Origin of the sequence: Allobosea sp. OAE752 (assembly GCF_050433265.1) — a bacterium.
Classification (GTDB): Bacteria; Pseudomonadota; Alphaproteobacteria; order Rhizobiales; family Beijerinckiaceae; genus Allobosea; species Allobosea spartocytisi.
Genome location: NZ_JBNPXO010000003.1, coordinates 458,176 through 477,997, shown reverse-complemented (window position 1 = coordinate 477,997; position 19,822 = coordinate 458,176). Strand labels below are relative to the sequence as shown.

Annotated in this window: 17 protein-coding genes; 11 read left to right on the top strand and 6 right to left on the bottom strand. The window is 67.7% G+C overall.

Annotated elements, in window-relative coordinates:
* Positions 1 to 10 precede the first annotated feature (10 nt).
* Positions 11 to 1,714 (top strand): IlvD/Edd family dehydratase, encoded by a 1,704-nt coding sequence (locus tag GGC47_RS11440; protein WP_370954637.1) that lies wholly within the window; start codon positions 11 to 13, stop codon positions 1,712 to 1,714.
* A gap of 8 nt (positions 1,715 to 1,722) precedes the next feature.
* On the opposite strand, the gene GGC47_RS11435 is transcribed toward GGC47_RS11440, so the two are convergent.
* Together GGC47_RS11435 and GGC47_RS11430 are read right to left on the bottom strand one after the other, a co-directional pair.
* Positions 1,723 to 3,321, bottom strand: coding sequence for an ATP-binding cassette domain-containing protein (locus GGC47_RS11435; protein ID WP_142022134.1), 1,599 nt, complete (start codon positions 3,319 to 3,321; stop codon positions 1,723 to 1,725).
* Positions 3,318 to 4,931 carry an ATP-binding cassette domain-containing protein gene (locus GGC47_RS11430; protein ID WP_142022133.1) on the bottom strand — a complete coding sequence of 538 codons (1,614 nt, stop codon included), beginning with the start codon at positions 4,929 to 4,931 and terminating at the stop codon, positions 3,318 to 3,320. The genes GGC47_RS11435 and GGC47_RS11430 overlap by 4 nt, the downstream gene beginning before the upstream one ends.
* Before the next feature lie 100 nt (positions 4,932 to 5,031).
* Between GGC47_RS11430 and GGC47_RS11425 the strand changes: the two genes are divergently transcribed.
* From GGC47_RS11425 to GGC47_RS11410, 4 genes are read left to right on the top strand one after another with little or no spacing between them, the layout of a single operon-like run.
* Positions 5,032 to 6,624, top strand: a complete 1,593-nt coding sequence (locus tag GGC47_RS11425; protein WP_142022132.1) for a cytochrome ubiquinol oxidase subunit I — start codon at positions 5,032 to 5,034, stop codon at positions 6,622 to 6,624.
* Positions 6,625 to 6,648: 24 nt separating this feature from the next.
* Positions 6,649 to 7,806 (top strand): cytochrome d ubiquinol oxidase subunit II, encoded by a 1,158-nt coding sequence (cydB, locus tag GGC47_RS11420; protein WP_142022131.1) that lies wholly within the window; start codon positions 6,649 to 6,651, stop codon positions 7,804 to 7,806.
* Between the two features lie 22 nt (positions 7,807 to 7,828).
* A complete protein-coding gene (gene cydX / locus GGC47_RS11415) occupies positions 7,829 to 7,960 on the top strand; it encodes a cytochrome bd-I oxidase subunit CydX (RefSeq protein ID WP_112763656.1) in 132 nt (43 codons plus the stop codon).
* A gap of 14 nt (positions 7,961 to 7,974) precedes the next feature.
* Entirely contained in the window at positions 7,975 to 8,445 is a 471-nt protein-coding gene (locus tag GGC47_RS11410) for a hemerythrin domain-containing protein (protein ID WP_370954635.1), read from the top strand.
* 17 nt (positions 8,446 to 8,462) lie between these two features.
* On the opposite strand, the gene GGC47_RS11405 is transcribed toward GGC47_RS11410, so the two are convergent.
* Positions 8,463 to 9,185: a Crp/Fnr family transcriptional regulator gene (locus GGC47_RS11405; RefSeq protein ID WP_349236406.1), complete on the bottom strand. Its 723-nt coding sequence runs from the start codon at positions 9,183 to 9,185 to the stop codon at positions 8,463 to 8,465.
* Between the two features lie 203 nt (positions 9,186 to 9,388).
* On the opposite strand from GGC47_RS11405, the gene pcaQ reads away from it, so the two are divergent.
* Together pcaQ and GGC47_RS11395 are read left to right on the top strand one after the other, a co-directional pair.
* Complete coding sequence (gene pcaQ, locus GGC47_RS11400) at positions 9,389 to 10,342, top strand: pca operon transcription factor PcaQ (protein ID WP_142022130.1); 954 nt, start codon at positions 9,389 to 9,391, stop codon at positions 10,340 to 10,342.
* Between the two features lie 58 nt (positions 10,343 to 10,400).
* Entirely contained in the window at positions 10,401 to 10,688 is a 288-nt protein-coding gene (locus GGC47_RS11395; RefSeq protein ID WP_133560661.1) for a hypothetical protein, read from the top strand.
* 21 nt (positions 10,689 to 10,709) lie between these two features.
* Here the strand turns inward: GGC47_RS11395 and GGC47_RS11390 are convergent, their stop codons facing one another.
* Positions 10,710 to 12,131 (bottom strand): amidohydrolase, encoded by a 1,422-nt coding sequence (locus GGC47_RS11390; protein ID WP_142022128.1) that lies wholly within the window; start codon positions 12,129 to 12,131, stop codon positions 10,710 to 10,712.
* A gap of 123 nt (positions 12,132 to 12,254) precedes the next feature.
* On the opposite strand from GGC47_RS11390, the gene GGC47_RS11385 reads away from it, so the two are divergent.
* The 3 genes from GGC47_RS11385 (at position 12,255) to GGC47_RS11375 (ending at position 16,407) form a co-directional block, all read left to right on the top strand.
* A complete protein-coding gene (locus tag GGC47_RS11385) occupies positions 12,255 to 12,932 on the top strand; it encodes a GntR family transcriptional regulator (protein ID WP_081925417.1) in 678 nt (225 codons plus the stop codon).
* A gap of 227 nt (positions 12,933 to 13,159) precedes the next feature.
* Complete coding sequence (locus tag GGC47_RS11380) at positions 13,160 to 13,852, top strand: invasion associated locus B family protein (RefSeq protein ID WP_112763651.1); 693 nt, start codon at positions 13,160 to 13,162, stop codon at positions 13,850 to 13,852.
* 158 nt (positions 13,853 to 14,010) lie between these two features.
* Entirely contained in the window at positions 14,011 to 16,407 is a 2,397-nt protein-coding gene (locus GGC47_RS11375) for a transketolase-like TK C-terminal-containing protein (protein WP_142022127.1), read from the top strand.
* 104 nt (positions 16,408 to 16,511) lie between these two features.
* On the opposite strand, the gene GGC47_RS11370 is transcribed toward GGC47_RS11375, so the two are convergent.
* Positions 16,512 to 16,817, bottom strand: a complete 306-nt coding sequence (locus GGC47_RS11370) for a hypothetical protein (protein ID WP_038363524.1) — start codon at positions 16,815 to 16,817, stop codon at positions 16,512 to 16,514.
* A gap of 114 nt (positions 16,818 to 16,931) precedes the next feature.
* A complete protein-coding gene (locus GGC47_RS11365; RefSeq protein ID WP_142022126.1) occupies positions 16,932 to 18,035 on the bottom strand; it encodes a hypothetical protein in 1,104 nt (367 codons plus the stop codon).
* 458 nt (positions 18,036 to 18,493) lie between these two features.
* On the opposite strand from GGC47_RS11365, the gene GGC47_RS11360 reads away from it, so the two are divergent.
* Positions 18,494 to 19,528 (top strand): aspartate-semialdehyde dehydrogenase, encoded by a 1,035-nt coding sequence (locus tag GGC47_RS11360; protein ID WP_112763648.1) that lies wholly within the window; start codon positions 18,494 to 18,496, stop codon positions 19,526 to 19,528.
* Positions 19,529 to 19,822 lie beyond the last annotated feature (294 nt).

Here is a 19,822-nt window from a genome sequence, read left to right as displayed (position 1 = left end):
GGAGGAACGCATGGGCGATGGGCAAGCGAAGGGGCGCGGCATCGCCGGCGGCCTCACCAATTACGGCGACCCGGAGTTCGCCGCCTATCTGCGACGCTCCTTCGCGCGTTCGATGGGCTATTCCGACGAGGCGCTGGCGCGGCCGATCGTCGGCATCGCCAACACCTATAGCGGCTTCAACAACTGCCACCGCCACTTCCCGGAATTGCTGGAGGCGGTAAAGCGCGGCGTGCTGATGGCCGGCGGCTTGCCGCTGGAATTCCCGACGATCTCGCTGGGCGAGGTCTTCCTCAATCCGACCAGCCTCAAATTCCGCAATTTGATGGCGATGGACACCGAGGAGATGATCCGCGCCCAGCCGATCGACGCCGTGGTGCTGATGGGCGGCTGCGATAAGACCGTGCCGGCGCAGCTCATGGCGGCGCTCTCCGCCAATGTGCCGACGGTGCAGCTCGTCGGCGGGCCGATGTCGACCGGGCGCCATCGCGGCGAGCGTCTCGGCGCCTGCACCGATTGCCGCCGCTTCTGGGCGCGCTACCGCGCCAGCGAGATCGACGCCGCCGAGATCGAGGCCGTCGAGGGGCGGCTCGCCACCACCGCGGGCACTTGCGCGGTGATGGGAACGGCGAGCACGATGGCCTGCATCGCCGAGACCCTGGGGCTGGCGCTGCCGCGCTCGGCGGCGATCCCGGCCGTTCATGCCGATCGGCTGCGCTGCGCCGAGGAGAGCGGCCGGCGGGCGGTGGAACTGATCGGCACCCAGACGCTGCGGCCGCGCCAGATCGTCACTGAAAAGGCGATCGAGAATGCCTGGCGGGTGCTGCTGGCGATCTCGGGCTCGACCAACGCCGTCATCCATCTGACCGCCGTCGCGCGGCGCGCCGGGGTCAAGGTCGACCTCGACCGCCTCAACCGACTCTCGGACGAGACGCCGGTGCTGGTCAATCTGAAGCCGGTCGGCGCCAATTACATGGAGGACTTCTTCGCGGCCGGCGGCGTGCCGGCGGTCCTGCGCGAATTGCGCGACCTGCTGCATCTCGATGCGCTGAGCGTCACCGGCAAGACGCTGGGCGAGCTCATCGATGCGCCGCTGGTCGAGGCGCTCGATCGCGGCGTCATCCGGTCGCGAGCGGAGCCGGTCGATCCCGATGGCGGCCTCGTCGCGGTTTTCGGGACACTGGCGCCGCGCGGCGCGATCGTGAAGCGGGCGGCGGCCGAGAAGCGCCTGCTGGAGCATGAAGGTCGCGCCGTCGTCTTCGCCTCGCTGGAGGATCTCGCGGCCCGGATCGACGATCCCGACCTCGATGTCGAGCCCGATGACGTGCTGGTGCTGCAGAATGCCGGGCCGCGCAGCAGCGCGGCGATGCCGGAAGCCGGCTATCTGCCGATTCCGCGCAAGCTCGCGGCGCGCGGCGTCAAGGACATGGTCCGCATCTCGGATGCGCGCATGTCCGGCACCGCCTATGGCGCCATCGTCCTGCATGTCGCGCCGGAAGCGGCTGTCGGCGGGCCGCTCGCGCTGGTGCGCAATGGCGACCGGATCAGGCTCAGCGTTTCCGAGAGGCGGCTCGACCTGCTGGTCGGCGAGGCGGAGCTGACGGTGCGGCGCACGGCACGGCCGCCTGCGGGCGAGGTCGAACGGCGCGGCTACGACAAGCTCTATGACAGCCATGTGCTGCAAGCGGACGAGGGCGTCGATTTCGATTTCTGCTGAGGAGGTCGTCAGAGCCGGATCGTCGCGGCGTCGGGCAGGCCGGTAGTATTGTGGCTCGACATCACGACGATGCGGTCGTCGAGACGCTCGACGAGGCGTGCCAGGATGCGCTGCCCCTGATCGGCGCGCAGATGCTCGGTCGGCTCGTCGAGCAGGATAAGCGGCTTCGTCGAAAGCCAGGCGCGGGCGAGGTTGAGCCGCTGCGCCTCGCCGAGCGAGAGCATGTCCTGCGCGATCCAGCCGTCCAGACCGCCGGCGGCATCGATGCGATCGGCCAACTCGACGGCTTCGAGCGCCTGCCAGAGCTCTTCGTCGGGGAGGGCGGGTGCGAAGAGATTGGCCCGCACCGTGTCCGTGAGGATCGCGGCGTCATGCGGGCAGAACATCGCCATCCTGCGCCGGTCCTCGGCCGATAGCGGGCCGGTCTCGCTCTCCATGCTGTCCTGCCCGATCCAGCCGGCGATCTGCTTGAGCAGGCTGGTCTTGCCGGCACCGCTCGCGCCGGTGAGGATCGTCGGCCGACCGGCCGTCAGCGCGAGCGTGAGCCTGGCGCCGAGCGGGTGCCCGTCCGGGGCGCGGCGCTGCATCGACGTGTGGAGGGCTGTGAGCCCTGCCGGTGACCGTGTCGGAGAGTGCGCCGGTTGCGTCGCTGTGCCGATCCAGCGCTCGATCTCCGCCTTCGCGGCCCGGCGGCGCAAGGCGGCGACGACCATGCGCGAGGGGCCTTGTGCCGTCTCGGCGAGCGCGATCCAGGAAAAGGCGAGGAAGGCCGGGATCAGCAGAGCCTCGCCCCGCGCGCCGGCGAACCAGGCCGCGGCGAAGATGCTGACGCCAGCGACGGGGCCAAGCAGCGAGGCCAGCGCATCGAGGCCGGCCTGAGCGAGCCGCAGGGCGCGCTGGGCTTCCTCGGCTTGCGAGAAGCGGCCGAGCGCATCGGAGCAGCGGCCGGCCCAGGCTTTTTCCGCTTGCAGCGGGACGGCCGAGGTCAGGGCCGCCCCGAATTGCTGCGCGGCCTGGCGCCGCAACAGGCGGGTTTGCGCCCATGAGGTGGCACCGGCTTGCGCGAGCCGATGCGCCATGGTGGCGAGCGCGCAGAGCAACGCGATGATGGGGATGAGAGCCAGCGGCGCGACGAAAGCGGTCGCGATCAAGGCGCCGATCAGGCCGGCGGCGAGGAGAAGGGCCGGGAGATCGGCCCGCAGCCGGGCGAAGTCGAGATCCTCGACATCGTCGAGATAGTCGGCGAGACGCGCCTGATCGGCGAGCTGCCAGCCGGCACCGCGCACGGTCGGGGCCGCGGCCATCGCCTCGAACAATCCGACCCGATGCGTCGTCTGGTCCACCAGCGCCGCGTGGTGGCCGGTGAGGCGCTCGCCATAGCGTGCGGCCGTCCGGCCGACCGCGAAGAGGCGCACCAGGGCTCCGGGGATATGGAAATTGAAGCTGTAGGCGGCGCTTGTGAGCCCCGCAATGGCGACCGAGCCGAGGAACCAGGCCGACAGCCCGCCCAGCAGGACACCGCATAGCAGCGCCGCGGAGGCAAGCATCCCGGCATAGCGCCACAGCTTGCGAGCGGCGGCGCCGCGCGTTGCCGCGTTGTCCCTCATGCCGCTTCCTCCAGAGAGGCGGTCGCATCGAGCGCGATGCGCCGATCGGCCAGCGCGATCAGCTCGGGGTCGTGGCTCGCGACGATGACGAGCCGGCTGTTCGCCATGTCGAGCAGGGCGCGGCGCACCGCATCGGCCGTCGCCGGGTCGAGCTTGGCGGTCGGCTCGTCGGCGATGACCGTGCGCTGGCTGACGAGCGCGCGGGCGAGCGCAATCCGCAGCCTCTGGCCGCCGGAGAGATTGGCGCCGCCCTCGCCGATACGGGCCGCAAGGCCGCCGGGCAGCAAGGCGTCGTCGAGCAGGCCGACGCTGGCTGCCGCCGCGCGCAGGCGGGTCGGGCAGGGGGCGTCGAGCCCGTTGCCGATGGCCTCGGCCAAGGTGCCGGTCGCGACGAAGCTGTCGGTCGCGACCCAGACGCAGCCCTGCGGCATTGTCCATGGCGAAGGCGTCGGCCCCGCCTCGATGCCGGCGAGCCGGCGCAGCAAGGTCGATTTACCGACCCCGCTTGGACCGGAGATGACGAGGAGGCCGCTGGGCGGCATCGTCATTTTCGACAATGCCCGTTCGACTGCCGGCAGGGCTGGCGCGGGAGCAGGTTCGGCGTCGAGCAGGTGGTCGAGCGCGGCCGCGGCGGCGAGCCCCTCGGCCTTGGCGTGGTACTGCTCGGAAAAGCGGCGGAAGGGCGCGAAATAGTCCGGTGCGATCATCAGGATGAAGAGGCTCTGCCAGAGTTCGAGACCGGAGAAGCCGGGAATCGTGGCGAGGCCGAGATGGCCGAGGCCGAGGAAGACGGCGAGCATCGCGATCGAGAGCGAGGCGAAGAAGTCGATCAGCCCGGCATTGATGAAGGCGATGCGCAGCACGCCCATGGTCTTGGCCGTATAGGCGTCGAGGCGGATGGCGAGCTTGGCCTCCTCCCCTGCCAGCGCATCGTTGGCGAGGATGGTCGGGAGCGTGCGGATGCGGTCGGCGAACTGGCCGGCGAGATGGCTGAAGGCCTTCTCCTGGGCGTCGGCGCGGCTGCGGATGGTTTCGCCGACCAGCGCGAAGAACAGGATCATCACCGGCGTCAGGACGAGAACGAGCAAGGCCGCCTGCCAGGAGACGACGGCGAGCGCGACCGCCGCCATGAGCGGACCGATCGCCATCATCAGGCTGGCGGCGCGGTGACCGATGACGAGGCTCGCCACCGCCTCGGGATGGCGCTGGAGGCCGACCGTGACGCTGCCGGCCGCGAGCGCGCGCACCCGGCCTGCCGGCATGGCTTGCAGCCTTCCGATGGCGTCGTTGCGCAGTGCCGTCGAAACCTCCGTCTCGGCCCGTGCCTGCGCGCGATCGGCCATCAGCCCGGCGACAGCAGCGCCCGGCACGGAGATCGCCAGCGCGATCAGGAGCGAGCCCTCGAATGGCTGCTCCATGATCAGCCTGCCGAAGAGCACGGCCATCGACGCCGCGGCGGCGAGGCGCAGCGCGGTGCGGGCGAGCTGCCAGCCGAGCAGGCGGCCGAGCCCTGCGCTGCCGAGACGCCGCGCCCGGGCGAGCGCCGCGAAGGCGTCATGGCTTCCGCCGCGACGGTCAGGCCGGTCTTCCGCTGTGACGGGCTGCTCCATGTCCCTTCTCTCGCATGACGCGGCGCATGCTCGCTTGATCCAGATCAAGAGGCTCGACGGCGAGCGCGGCTACAAGAGAGCGTCCCGAAAGGATGATGCCATGGTCGATCCGCTCCTCGTCGATTTATCCCGCCTGCAGTTCGCGCTGACGGCCCTCTATCATTTCCTCTTCGTGCCGCTGACGCTCGGCCTCTCCATCCTGATCGCGATGATGGAGACGGTCTATGTCATGACCCGCCGGCCGATCTGGCGCGACATGACGAAGTTCTGGGGCGTGCTGTTCGGCATCAACTTCGCGCTCGGCGTCGCGACCGGCATCACCATGGAATTCCAGTTCGGGATGAACTGGGCCTATTACTCGCATTATGTCGGCGACGTGTTCGGGGCGCCGCTGGCGATCGAAGGGCTGATGGCCTTCTTCCTCGAGGCGACCTTCGTCGGCCTGTTCTTCTTCGGCTGGGACAGGCTCTCGCCGCGCGCCCATCTGATCGTGACCTGGCTGATGGCGCTGGGCACGAACTTCTCGGCGCTGTGGATCCTCATCGCCAATGGCTGGATGCAGAACCCGGTCGGCGCCGCCTTCAACCCCGACACGATGCGCATGGAAGTCACCGACTTCATGGCGGTGATCTTCAACCCCGTCGCGCAGGCGAAGTTCGTGCACACCGTCTCGGCCGGCTATGTCTGCGCCGCCACCTTCGTGCTCGGCGTCTCCGGCTGGTACATGCTGCGTGGTCGGCATGTGCAGCTCGCCAAGCGCTCCTTCGTCATCGCCTCGGCCTTCGGCCTCGCCTCGGCGCTCTCGGTCATCGTGCTCGGCGACGAGAGCGGCTATGCGCTTACCGACAACCAGAAGATGAAGCTCGCCGCGATCGAGGCGATGTGGGAGACCGAGCCGGCGCCGGCCTCCTTCACCGCCATCGGCATCCCCAGCCTTACCGATCGCAAGACCCATTTCGCCATCCATATCCCCTGGGTGATGGGGCTTATCGGCACGCGCTCGGTCGACACGCCGATCCCCGGCATCAACGAGCTGGTGCAGCGGGCCGAGGCGCGCATTCGCGACGGGCTCGTCGCCTATGACGCGCTGGAGAAGATGAAGGCGGACCGCAATGACGGCGTCGCCCGCGCGGCCTTCAAGGCCTCCTCGCATGATCTCGGCTACGCGCTGCTGTTGAAGCAGTTCGTCGCGGATCCACGGCAGGCGACCGAGCAGCACATCAAGGACGCCGCCTGGTCGACCGTGCCGGGCGTGCCCTGGCTGTTCTTCGGTTTCCGCCTGATGGTGCTGTGCGCCTTCATCCTGCTCGGCGTCTTCGCGGTCTCGCTCTGGCACACCATCCGCGAGTCGGAAGCGCCGCGCTGGCTGTTCCGCATGGCGCTGCTGGCGATGCCGCTGCCCTGGATCGCGATCGAGGTCGGCTGGTTCGTCGCCGAGTTCGGACGCCAACCCTGGATCATCGAGGGCGTGCTGCCGACCTTCCTCGCGACCTCCGAGCTCGGCGTCTACAACCTGCTGCTCACGATCGCCGGCTTCACCCTGCTCTACGGCACGCTCGCCGTCATCGAGGTCAAGCTGATGCTCGCCGCCATCCGCAAAGGGCCCGATGTCGCCGATATGGTCGAGGGGCTGCGGCCGAGGCGACCGGGGCAGCCGGGGCCGCACGCCGTCGCGCCCTATCCCGCCGAGTGACCGGACGCCAAGCCAAGGATCACGATGATGATCGACTTTCTCTTCTCCTATGAAACGCTGCGGCTGGTCTGGTGGGTGCTGCTCGGCGTCCTGCTGATCGGGTTCGCCGTGATGGACGGCTTCGACATGGGCGTGGGCACGCTCCTGCCCTTCGTCGCGAAGGAAGACATCGAGCGGCGGGTGGCGATCAACACGATCGGCCCGGTCTGGGAGGGCAACCAAGTCTGGTTCATCCTGGGCGGCGGCGCGATCTTCGCGGCCTGGCCGGCGCTCTACGCGATGAGCTTCTCGGGCTTCTACCTCGCGATGTTCCTGGTGCTGTGCGCGCTTATCCTCAGGCCCGTCGGCTTCAAATACCGCTCCAAGAAGCCCGATCCGGCCTGGCGCGAGCGTTGGGACTGGGCGCTGTTCATCGGCGGCGCGGTTCCCTCGCTGATCTTCGGCGTCGCGGTCGGCAACACGCTGCAGGGCGTGCCCTTCCATTTCACGCCGGATCTGCGACCGATCTACGAGGGCAATCTCTTCGGCCTGCTCAATCCGCTCGCCTTGTATTGCGGGCTGGTCTCGCTGGCGATGCTGACGATGCATGGCGCGGCGTGGCTGACCTTCAAGGCCGACGGGGCCGTCGCCGGCCGGGCCCGCGATTTCGGCACGATGGCGGCGTTCCTGACGGCCCTGCTGTTCGCGGGCGGCGGGGTGCTGGTCTGGCTCGGGCTGCTCGGCGGCTATCGCGTGACCACGCCGATCGTCTGGGACGGGCCGTCGAATCCGCTGCTCAAGACCGTCGTCGCCGATCCCGCCGCCTGGCTTGCGAATTTCCGGGCGCATCCCGCGCTCTGGGCGGTGCCGGCGCTCGGCGTCGCGGCGCCGCTGCTGGCGGCGATCGGCTTCCGGGCGCGGTGGGAGGGGCTGACCTTCCTCGCCTCCAAGCTCGGTGTCGCCATGATCGTGGCGACGGTCGGCGTCGCGATGTTCCCGATCCTGCTGCCCTCGAGCAGCAATCCCGGCCATTCGCTCGCGGTGTTCGATGCCTCGTCGAGCCGCGCCACGCTGCGCAACATGCTGCTGGCGACGGTGATTTTCATGCCGCTGATCCTGGCCTACACCGCCTGGGTCTACAGCGTATTGTGGGGCAAGGTCACCGAGAAGAGCGTCGAGGACGCCGGCCATTCGGCCTATTGATCCGGACAGGAGTGAACGCGCCATGTGGTATTTCGCCTGGATTCTCGGCCTCGGCCTCGCCGCCTCCGTCGGCATCCTGAACGCGCTGTGGTACGAACTGCGCACCGTGCGTGAGGAGCCGGCGAAGGCAACCGTGCCGCTGCCGACGCCCTGACCGGCGGGCCGGCCATGGCGCGGCATGCAGCCAGCGGCGGCGGACAGAGCGGGGCCGGCTTCGTCCCGCATATCGACATGGCGCGCGGCCATGCGCGGATGCTGGAAATCTGCGATGCGCTGGAGCAGCTCGCCGACGACCTGCCCTCCCATGTCGACCGGCTGCGCTGCCTGATGCTGGGGAACAGTCTGGTGCCGCTCATCGACGCCTGCCACCGCTTCGAGGAGCGCTCGGTCTTTCCGGCTTTCGCGACGTCGCGGCGCAGCGCCGGGATCGTGAACCGGCTTAGGGCCGAGCATGTGCAGGATCGCTGTGCCGCCGAGGATCTCAGCGAAGCGCTGCTGGCCTATGGCAATGGCCGGCCGATCGCGAATCCGGAGGCCTTCGGCTACATGCTGCGGGCGCTGTTCGATTCGATGCGCCGGCACATCGCCTTCGAGCAGGACTGCATCCTGTCGGCGCTGCCCGGGCCGGATGGGCGCTGAGGCGCGCGACCGTCCGGTCAATCCCCCGAAGAGGCGGCGAGCTTGCGGATGTCGTCGAGGATGACGTGGCGGTTGTGCTCGATGCTGATCGCGCCCTCGGTGCGCAGGCGCGTGAATTGTCGGCTGACGGTCTCGATGGTCAGCCCGAGGAAATCGGCGATCTCGGCCCGCGACAGCGGCAGGTCGAAGGCGACGGCGCGCTGCCCCGGCTGCATCGTCGGGTCGATATTGCGCGCGATCATCAGCAGGAAGCTCGCGACCTTCTCCGCGGCGGTCTTGCGGCCGAGCGTCACCATCCAGTCCCGCGCCTGATCGAGCTCCTTCAGGGTCTGCTGCAGCAGGCGATGCTCCAGATCGGGCTGCGCCACCATCATCCGCTCGACGGCCGCGCGCGGGAAGGAGCAGAGCTCGACATCGGTCGCGGCCTCGGCGGTGAGCGTGCTCTCGGTCCGGAAGGGCCTGCCGACGAAATCCGGCGCGAATTGCAGGCCGACGATCTGCTGCCGGCCGTCGGAGAGCATCTTCGTCAGCTTCACCACGCCGGACAGGACGTTCGCGTAGCTCTCGACGTTCTCGGCCTCGCCGATCAGCTCGGCACCCTGCTCGGCTCTTCGCTTCGAGGAGGATTTCGCCAGCTGGGTGAGCTGCTCGGCCGTCAGCGAGCCGCAGATGCCGCGGTGGCGCGCCTCGCAGGAGGCGCAAAGGACCGGAAAGCCGGTTGTATGAATGTCTTCGCGCACGGTGAAGTACCTTATCCCGATCCGCGCTGCGCGGCCAACTCGGCAGGCCGTCCACGATGCCGCAGGATGAGACCCATCGTTATGACACCGGGGAAAACTCTCTCGATCCGCCGCGCACGGCACGGGTTTCCTGGCGCGGGGCCGGGCCGCTATGCTCAACCATCGGCCTCAGGATCAATTTCAGGATCATCCCGGACGTGACGATGCCCCGCCCTGTTCCGCTGAACGGTCGAATCAAGCTGCGCCATCTGGTGTGCTTCCTGGAGGTGGCCCGGCTGAAGAGCGTGGTGAAGGCGGCCGCTCTGCTTGGATTGAGCCAGCCGGCCATCTCCAAGACGGTTCAGGAGCTGGAGGACGCGCTCGGGGTTTCGCTGTTCGAGCAGAACCGCCGGCCGATGATGCTGACCGGGCCGGGGGAGGTCTTCCTGCGCTATGCCGGATCGAGCGTGACGGCGCTCAGGCAAGGCATCAGCATGGTCGGGCGCGACGGCGCCAATACGGATATCGCCTTCTCCGTCGGGGCGCTGCCGACGGTTTCGGCGCATATGCTGCCGCGCGCGCTCGCGCAGGTCATGGAGCGCCATGGCGCGATGCGCCCGCGTGTCGTGACCGGGCCGAACGACGTGCTGATGTCCCAGCTCAGGCTAGGCGATCTCGATCTCGTCATCGGCCGCATGGCGGACCCGGAGACGATGCGGGGCTTCGCCTTCGAGCATCTCTATTCCGAGCGGATCGCACTGGTGGTCGGTCCGCACCACCCGCTGCTGGCATCCTCGCCTTTCGACATCGCCGAGGTCGCCCGCCATCAATGGCTGCTGCCGCCGCCCGGCTCGGTGATCAGTTCCACGGTGGAGCGCTATCTCGTCGCCCATGCGCTGGAGCCGGCCGCCGGGGTGATCGAGACGGTCTCGGACGCCTTCGCGCGCAATTATCTGCGCCTGACCGACGGAATCTGGTTCATCTCGGAAGGCGTCGTCGCGGAGGATGTCAGGACGGGCTGGCTGTCCGTGCTGCCGGCCGATACGGGCGATACCTTCGGCCCGGTCGGCCTGACGACGCGGACCGATACGGCATTGCCGCTGCCGGCGCAGCTTCTGGCCGCGGCGCTGCGGGAGCTCGTGGCGCAGCGGGCCATGGACACGGCCCCGCACGGTTGAGTGCGACCACAAGCGGGGTTGCCCTCGCCGGCCCGGACCCTATATCGGCGCGGTGACCATGCCCGATAGCCTCATGTCCGATACGCCGATCCAGAGCCGCTCCTTCCGTTTTCCCGGAGTGCTGAACTCCAGCGAACTGCTCGTCGCCGAAGCGGTCCATGCCCGCGCCTGGGCGTCGCTCGACCATGACGGACGGCTGGATCCGGAGCTGGAAACCGATGCCAAGGCCCGTCTCGGGCGGATCGTGCTGCGCCTCATCGGCGCGCCGCCTGCTTCCGTCACGGACCTCGCCACCGCGGCCGTCGAGGAATTCAAGGCGACCCGCCCGACCGGCCCCGAAGCGTAGAGCCGGCCGAGCCGAATCGACTCAGTGAGCGGCCATGTCGAGCGGCGGCTCGACATCATCCGTGATCGGATTGGCGAAGGGATTGCCCGCGCGGAAGCTGGCGAACTCATCCTTCGCGGCCTTGAGCAGGGCCGGATCGTTCAGCACGTCCTGGGCGACGCCGGCCATGGCCTTGGCCGCGAGGGCAAGGCCCTTATGCGCCGCCGGCGCCAGGCCTTGCGCGACAAGCTGCCAGGAATGGCCGGGCGTGCCGACCGCATAGCAGGCGGTGCGGCACTGGACGGTGGGGACGACCCAGCTCACCGTGCCGACATCGGTGGAGCCGACGAAGGAATCGCTGCCGGAGCCGAGCGGGTAGATCTCGTCGCTCAGCGATTCGCCCGCCTTCGGCTTCAAGCCGAAGCGGGCATAGGAGGAGGCGATATCCTCGCCATTGAGGGTCTTCTGGAACTTTGCCGCGAAAGCCTGATCGGCCGCGTCGAAGCCGGGCCCGCCCAGCGCCTGCAGATTGGCATGCATCGCTTCCTCGAGCGGGCGGTTGCCGACGAGATTGGCGTCGCCCGAAAGCTGCTTGGCTGCGACCTGCGTCTCCGTCATCAGCGCGGCGCCCTCGGCGATCTTCTTCACGCGGGCGACGAGGCTCCACATCTCCGACAGGTTGGCGGCCCGGATGAGCTGGCGTGTCGTCGCCGTCGCCTGCACCACGTTCGGCGCGATGCCGCCGGCGTTGATGATGGCGTAGTGCACGCGGGCCGTCGATGGCATGTGCTCGCGCATGTAGTTGACGCCGATATGCATCAATTCGACCGCATCGAGCGCCGAGCGGCCGAGATGGGGCGCGGCGGCGGCGTGCGAGGCCCGTCCGGTGAAGGTGAACTCGACCTCGACGCAGGCCAGCGAGAACGGCCGGTTGACCCCGGTGAAGGAGGCCGGGTGCCAGCACAGGGCGATGTCGACATCGTCGAAGGCGCCGGCGCGGACCATGAAGCCCTTGGCGGAGCCGCCTTCCTCGGCGGGGCAGCCATAATAGCGCACCCGGCCCTTGAACCCGTTGGCCGCGAGATAGTCCTTGACCGCGGCGGCCGCGAGCAGCGAGGCGGAACCCAGCATGTTGTGGCCGCAGCCATGGCCATTGCCGCCCTTCTGAACCGGCGTCTCGCTCGCGATGCCGGCCTCCTGGCTCAGGCCCGGCAGGGCATCGTACTCGCCCATGATCGCGATGACCGGGCCGTCCTCTCCCGCTTCGCCGATCAGCGCGGTCGGGATGCCGGCGACATTCTCGGTGATGCGGAAGCCTTCGCGCTCCAGCATGGCGCGGTGCTCGGCGGCGGAACGGACCTCCTGATAATTGAGCTCGGGCATGTGCCAGATGCGGTCGGACAACGCGAAATAGCCCGGCGCCTTGTCGTCCACGCGCTGCCAGACTTCCTTGCTGTTGCTCATCGGAGTTCCTGTTCCCGGATGTAAGTCATCTTTGATATTGGCGCCAATTTCTCGCATAAGGGTCATGGCGCGACAAGCCGAGCCGGATGCGGGGCGGCCGATCGAACGGTGCATGGGGCGACGATGTCTGAGAGCGAGCTGAGCGGTGGGGCCGTTCGCGGCAAGAATCGCGGCAAGAGCGCGAAGGCGCGTGCGGAGCGTCACGAAGCCCTGGCGAATCTCCTCGCGGCGGAGATCCAGTCCGGTGCGCTTTCCCCCGGCCAATGGCTCAAGCAGATCGACATCGAGGAACGCCATGGAGCCAAGCGCATGGATGTCCGCCGGGCGCTCGACCGGCTGGTGCAGAAGCGGCTGGTCGTGCATCTGCCCAATCGCGGCTACCACGTCTTCAAGCCGGATGGGCGGCTGGCGCAGGAGATCCGGGCCGTGCGGGTCATCCTGGAAACCAGCGCGGTTGACGGCATCGTGGCGCGGGCGCGGGAAGAGGATATCGCGCAGGCGATGCGGCTGGCGCGGCACTTCGAGGCGCTGCTGCTGAACGGCACGGCCATCGACCTGCACGATGCGAACATCGCCTTCCACGAGCATCTGCTCGGGCTGTGCGGCAATCTCGAACTGGCGGCGCTGGTGAAGGAGCTGCGCGGGCGCATCTCCTCGGCCGTGGCCGGGCAATGGCAGAAGCGCAGCCGCATCGAGCAGTCGAACCGCGAACATCTGGCGATGGTCGAGGCGCTGGCCGCGCGCGACACGGAGGCGCTGCGGCGGCTGGTGGGGGAGCATATCCAGCAGAGCGCGGAATAGGCGCGGGATTCCGCCGATGGCTCATCGGTCCGATTTCGAACGCAAGCGTCATTCTCTTCGGCCGCCGCTGGCATCTGGAGATTGAAGTTTAGATTTGATCGAATTCAGTTTCCTTGCCGAAAAGACACATGGCGAGATCTTGTTGGGGGCGTGGTGCATCGGGTTTTGACGCTGCCCGGGTGCCTTGCTACCTGTCGTTCCAGGCCCTCTTGCTGAACTGAGCCGTCATGAATCTTTCTTGCCGCCTGACCTTGGTTTCCTCCGCAGCGCTTCTGATCTCGGCGCTTTGGTTCGGCATCGGGCCGCTGCAAGCGCAGGAAGAGCCCTCTGCCGCGCCTGCGGCGCCTACGGTCCCGCGCCAGGCTCCCAGGCCAGCCGCGCCGGCACGGCCGGTGGCCAAGCCCGCCACTCCGGCTCCTTCCGCGCAAGGGGCGCCAGCCGTCACGCAGCCCGCGACGCAGGCCGCGACGCTGCCCAACGGCGCCAGCGCCATCAACGAGACCTATGGCGACTGGACGGTCGATTGCCGCATCCTCAACGGCCAGCGGCTCTGCGTGCTCAGCCAGTCGCAAGGCAACAGCCAGACAGGCCAGCGCGTCTTCGCCATCGAATTGCGCACGCCGCGCGAGGGCCGGGCGGAAGGCACGATCCTGATGCCGTTCGGCATGAAGCTCGACAATGGCGCGGTGCTGCGGCTCGACGACAAGAATCTGGGTCAGGGCCTGCGCTTCTCGACCTGTCTGGCGCAGGGCTGCCTCCTGCCGATCTCCTTCCCGACGGTCGCGACCGATGCGATGAAGACGGGCAAGACGCTGACGGTGGCGGCGCTCAACCTCTCCACCAGCGAGCCGGCTTCCTTCAATGTGTCGCTCAACGGCTTTGCCGCGGCGCTCGACCGCATCGCCCAGATCGATCGATAGCCGGCATTCGGCTCACAGGAGCAGATTGGCAGCTTCCGGCTTTCATGCCGCCTCGATTGGCGGAATCCGCCAAGTCGGGCGGGCCTGTCGCTGAAAATTGGTTCGCTTAGCCAGAGGCTTCGATGCATGATCGGAGTTCTGGGGAGTTCGAGCCAATCATGACGACCGATCCGCGCCTGCCGTTTCTCGCCGAGCTGGAGAGGAAGATCCTCTGGCTGGCCTCATGGACGATCCACAACGCCAATCATCTGCGCGACAACGGCGACGGCATGAAGGTCGGTGGGCATCAGGCCTCCTCGGCTTCGCTCGCCACGATCATGACCGCGCTCTACATGGCGGCGCTACGCCCGCAGGACCGGGTCGCGGTGAAGCCGCATGCCTCGCCGATCTTCCACGCCATCAACTATCTGATGGGGCTTCAGACGCGCGAGAAGCTGGAGAATTTCCGCGGCTACAAAGGCGCGCAGAGCTATCCGTCCCGCACCAAGGACATCGACGACGTCGATTTCTCGACCGGATCGGTCGGCCTCGGCGTCGCGCAGACGCTGTTCTCCTCGCTGACGCAGGATTACGTGAAGGCGCATGGCTGGGCGAAGGATCGCCCCGAAGGCCGCATGGTCTCGCTGATCGGCGATGCCGAGCTCGACGAGGGCAACATCTTCGAGGCCCTGATGGAGGGCTGGAAGCACGGGTTGCGCAACACCTGGTGGATCATCGACTACAACCGCCAGTCGCTCGACGCCGTCATCCGCGAGGGGCTCTACGACCGCTTCGAGACGATGTTCCGCAATTTCGGCTGGGACGTTGTCACGCTGAAATACGGCTCGCTGCAGCAGGCGGCCTTCAAGGAGAAGGGCGGCGAGCGGCTGAAGGCCTGGATCGATTCCTGCCCGAACCAGCTCTATTCAGCCCTGACCTTCCAGGGCGGTGCGGCCTGGCGCAAGCGGCTGATGGACGATCTCGGCGATCAGGGGCCGGTGACGAAGCTGATCGAGAAGCGTTCCGACGCGGAGCTCTCGAAGCTGATGTGCAATCTCGGCGGCCATGATCTGCCGTCGCTGTTGGAAGCCTTCGAGAGCATCGACCATGACAGGCCGGTCTGCTTCCTCGCCTATACGGTGAAAGGCTTTGGCCTGCCGCTCGCTGGCCACAAGGACAATCATGCCGGGCTGATGACCAAGGAGCAGCTCGACGGCTTCCGCAAGGCCAACGATATCCGCCCCGGCCATGAATGGGATTTGTTCGAGGGGCTCGACCTGCCCGAGAGCGAGATCCGGGCGTTCCTCGACAAGGTGCCGTTCTTCTCGCAGGGGCGGCGGCGCTTCTCGGCCGCGAAACTGCCGGTTCCGGAGAAGCTGGAGGCCGGCATCCAGGCCACGATGTCCACCCAGATGGGCTTCGGCAAGGTGCTCGACGATCTCGCCAAGACGGGTGGCCCGCTTGCCGACCGCATCGTGACGACGGCGCCGGACGTCACCGTCTCGACCAATCTCGGCCCCTGGGTGAACCGGCGCGGGCTCTTCGCCAAGGCCTCGATGGCGGACACCTTCAAGGACGAGCGCATTCCCTCGATGCAGAAATGGGAATTCTCGCAGAGCGGCCAGCATATCGAGCTGGGCATCGCCGAGATGAACCTGTTCATCAACCTGTCGGCGCTCGGCCTGTCGCATTCGATCTTCGGCGAGCGATTGATCCCGATCGGCACGCTCTACGATCCCTTCATCTCGCGCGGGCTCGATGCGCTGAACTATGCCTGCTACCAGGATGCGCGCTTCATGGTGGTGGCGACGCCGTCGGGCGTGACGCTGGCGCCGGAAGGCGGGGCGCATCAATCGATCGCGACGCCATTGATCGGCATGAGCCAGGACGGGCTCTGCGCCTTCGAGCCCGCCTTCGTCGACGAACTCGCGGTGATGATGCGCTGGTCCTTCGACTACATGCAGCGCGATGGCGAGGGCGATCCGGACGAGAGCACCTGGTTGCGCGACGAGACCGGCGGCTCGGTCTATCTCAGGCTCTCGACCCGACAGGTCGAGCAGCCGAGCCGGACGATGACGCCGGAGCTGGAGCGCGAGATCATCGACGGCGCCTACTGGCTGCGTAAGCCCGGTCCGAACGCCTCGGTCGTCATCGCCTATACCGGTGCGGTGGCACCCGAGGCGATTGAGGCGGTGGGGCTGCTCAGCGAGGACCGGCGCGATGTCGGCCTGCTCGCCATCACCTCGGCCGATCGGCTCAATGCCGGCTGGCAGGCGGCGGAGCGGGCGCGCCAGCGCGGCAACCACGCGGCGACAAGCCATATCGAGCGGCTGCTCGGAGAGCTGTCGCGGGATTGCGGCATCGTCTCGGTGCTGGACGGGCATCCGGCGACTTTGGCCTGGCTCGGCAGCGTGCATGGCCATCGGCAAAAGGCGCTCGGCGTCGAGCATTTCGGCCAGACCGGCACGGTCGCCGATCTCTACCGGCATTTCGGCATCGACGCGAACGCGATCGTGCACGCGGCGAATGCGGCCGCGCCGGGGCGGCCGGTGCGCTATCTCAAGGCGCTGCCCTGACAGGAATGCGTCATGGTCGGGCTTGGCCCGACCATCTCGGAAACCAGAAGACACTGGTCAGGTGATGTTCGGGTCAAGCCCGAGCATCACGACGATTGGTCCGCTCAGAAGCGGGGCGTCTCGATCGTATTGGCGAAGGGATTTGCGCCGGAGCCGACACGGCCGGGCAGGGTGCTCTCGCCATAGAGCGAGCCGGTGTTCACATAGACCGGCGCCGCCGCGAAGTGCTGGCTGGCATAGTTGTTCATCGAGCCGACCGGCACGACGTTCCCGGCGTCGAAATAGCTGCGCTTCTGGACGATGATGCGCAGCGGCTCGCGGCGGCTCTGGGCCTCGGCGATGCCCGCCATGACGGTCGACGCCGCCAGTGCGATGGTGAGGGCAGTGGCAACGCGCTTGAACGACATCATGACGGCGATCTCCGGGAGTGGCGCTACCCACCCGATGTAAGCATGCTGAACACGAAGCAAAGCCTAGCGCCTGCCTGTTAACAATATTGTTAGCATGGCGGCCGCTGCGCGGATTCAACGCTTCCGGCGCGTGGCCTTTGGGCGGACCGGTCGCGCGGGCGGCGTGGCTTTCGCCGGTTCGGCCGTCGCCGTCTTCACGCGCAGGGCCGGCACGGAGCCGTCGGTGTCGAGCCAGGACGCCTTGCGGCCCGCCGTGGCGAGGAAAGGCGTTGCGCAGGCCGCGTCGCGCTTGAGCTCGCTTTTCGTGAAAGACTGGCGCAGTTCCTCGTTGCCTGCGGCATTGGCGAGGTCGAGGCGGTCGATCAGGCAGGTGAGCTGACGCCGGTCAGCCGGCTTGCCGCCAGCGCACCACCAGCCGCTCATCGCGAAGCCTGTTTCGGCGCCGGTGGAACGGAAGGCGAGGCAATTACGGCTGGTATTGCCGTCGTCGAGGAGGACGTCGGCCGTTTCGAGCGGGCCGAAGCGTGTCGGGATCGCAGCCGGCGCGCTGCTGCGCCCGACCGAGAGGGAACGCAGCGCGGCCTCGCGGACGAGATCGATCGTGAAGGGTCGCGTGCTGGCCATGTCGAGCGGCCCGGTGCGCAGGCGCAGGACGAGATGCGGCCCGGCTTCCGCGAAGGCGGCGAAGGTCATGACATCCTCGCGGCGCCCATCCTCCGTGCGCTGGGCCTCATAGGCCGGCGTCGCACGCCCGAGCTCAGGGGAGCTGAGGTGGAACATCGCGATCGGCCGCGGAATCGCCATCCAGTTCGCGGGGCCGGGGCGGTCGGAACGGGTCGCGGCCGGGCGCGACAGCTCAGAAGGCGTCCGATCGATCGTGAGGCTGGCAAGTTGGGGCTGGTCCTCATCCTTGGCCGACAGGCCGGTGATGAGCGCGGCTGTCAGGCCGAGGCCGGCCAGCGCGGCAGCACTGCGCCAGAGCAGGGCGCCGGCGAAGCCGAGGCCGCGGCGTGGCGCGAGGCGGCGCATGCCTTGCCAGAAGGCACGAGCGAAGCGCTCGCCGTGATCGGCGGCGCTGATCAGACCGGGAACGAGATCGAGACTCTTGAGACGTGCCGCGAGCATGTGAGCCCAATCGCGCGCCGTCGCGAGACCGGGCCGCATCCGCGCGAGCCCCTCCCGGACCGCCTTTTCCGCCATGCTTGAAACCAGACGCAACCCGTCACTCCCGCGCGGCATCGCCGCCCCTGCACCATCCCAGCCCGTGCCGAGCTTGCCCGTGGGGAGTCGCCCGGCGGTTACCGAGCGGGCGGAATCGACCGGCAGCGTGAACAGGCGGTCAAGAAGCAGGGTTAACGGGCGGGCGGCCGAACCGGGCAGGAGTGGGAGGGAGATTGACTTTTCGACGCAACGGGTGTTCTCACGGGTCTCGGCGCATCCTCGCGCCGCCTGCGAAGTTTGCAGCCCTTTGGGATTGGTTCCGTGACTGTCGGCCTGACGACGAAACACACGACCAAAACGACGACCGGGAAAGCCGGTACGTCGCGCTGACGCTTCGCCTCGGTTCCGGGTCCATCTCCCCCCGGCGGGGGCAGATCGCCGAACCAGCCCGAAGACCGGGCGGGTCGGCTCCCAAAGGGAGATCCGAACCGATCTATCCGCAAAGGATCATATCAATGAGCTTCAAGGTCGCAGTGGTCGGGGCTACCGGCAATGTGGGCCGCGAGATGCTGGACATCCTGGCCGAGCGCGCTTTTCCCGTCGGCGAGGTGGTGGCGCTGGCCTCATCCCGCTCCATCGGCACCGAGGTCTCCTTCGGCGACAAGACGCTGAAGTGCCGGGCGCTGGAGCATTACGACTTCTCCGACACGGATATCTGCCTGATGTCGGCCGGCGGCGACGTTTCCAAGGAATGGTCGCCGAAGATCGGTGCGCAGGGCGCGGTGGTGATCGACAACTCCTCCGCCTGGCGCATGCATCCGGATGTGCCGCTGATCGTGCCGGAAGTGAACGCCGCCGCAGCAGCCGGCTTCACCAAGATGAACATCATCGCGAACCCGAACTGCTCGACCGCGCAACTCGTCGTGGCGCTGAAGCCGCTGCATGACAAGTTCGGCGTCAAGCGCGTGGTCGTCTCGACCTACCAGTCGGTGTCCGGGGCCGGCAAGGAGGGCATGGACGAGCTCTTCAACCAGACCCGCGCGGTGTTCTCGGCCGGCGAGGTCCTCACCAAGAAGTTCCCCAAGCGCATCTCCTTCAACCTCATCCCGCAGATCGACGTCTTCATGGAGGACGGCTTCACCAAGGAAGAGTGGAAGATGATGGTCGAGACCAAGAAGATCCTCGACCCGAAGATCAAGCTGACCGCGACCTGCGTGCGCGTGCCGGTCTTCATCGGCCATTCCGAGAGCGTCAACATCGAATGCGAGAAGCCGGTCACCGTCGACGAGGCGCGCGAGGTGCTGCGCACGGCGCCGGGCATCCTCGTCATCGACAAGCACGAGCCCGGCGGCTACATCACCCCGCATGAGGCGGCCGGCGAGGATGCGACCTATATCTCGCGCATCCGCGAGGATGCGACCGTCGAGAACGGCCTCGCCTTCTGGTGCGTCTCCGACAATCTGCGCAAGGGCGCGGCGCTGAACGCGATCCAGATCGCCGAGGTGCTGGTCAACCGCAAGCTGATCCAGCCGCGCAAGCAGGCGGCCTGACCGGCGCGGCCGCGTTCTTCGGGTGGTTTCCAAGGCGGGCTTCGGCCCGCCTTTTTGCTGCCAATCGTCATTCCGGGCGACCGAAGGGAGACCCGGAATCCATCGTAGAGCACGGAACTTTACGATGGATTCCGGATCGGTGCCGCTTCGCGGCTTGTCCGGAATGACGGTGATGTCGCTGCCGATCGAGGACCGGCGTCTGAAACCGACACTGCATAAGGCGCCTGTGATCTTTGCGCAGCGACGCGGCTCTCAAATCGATTAGACTATGGTTCCCCTCGCGATTTTCCGCCC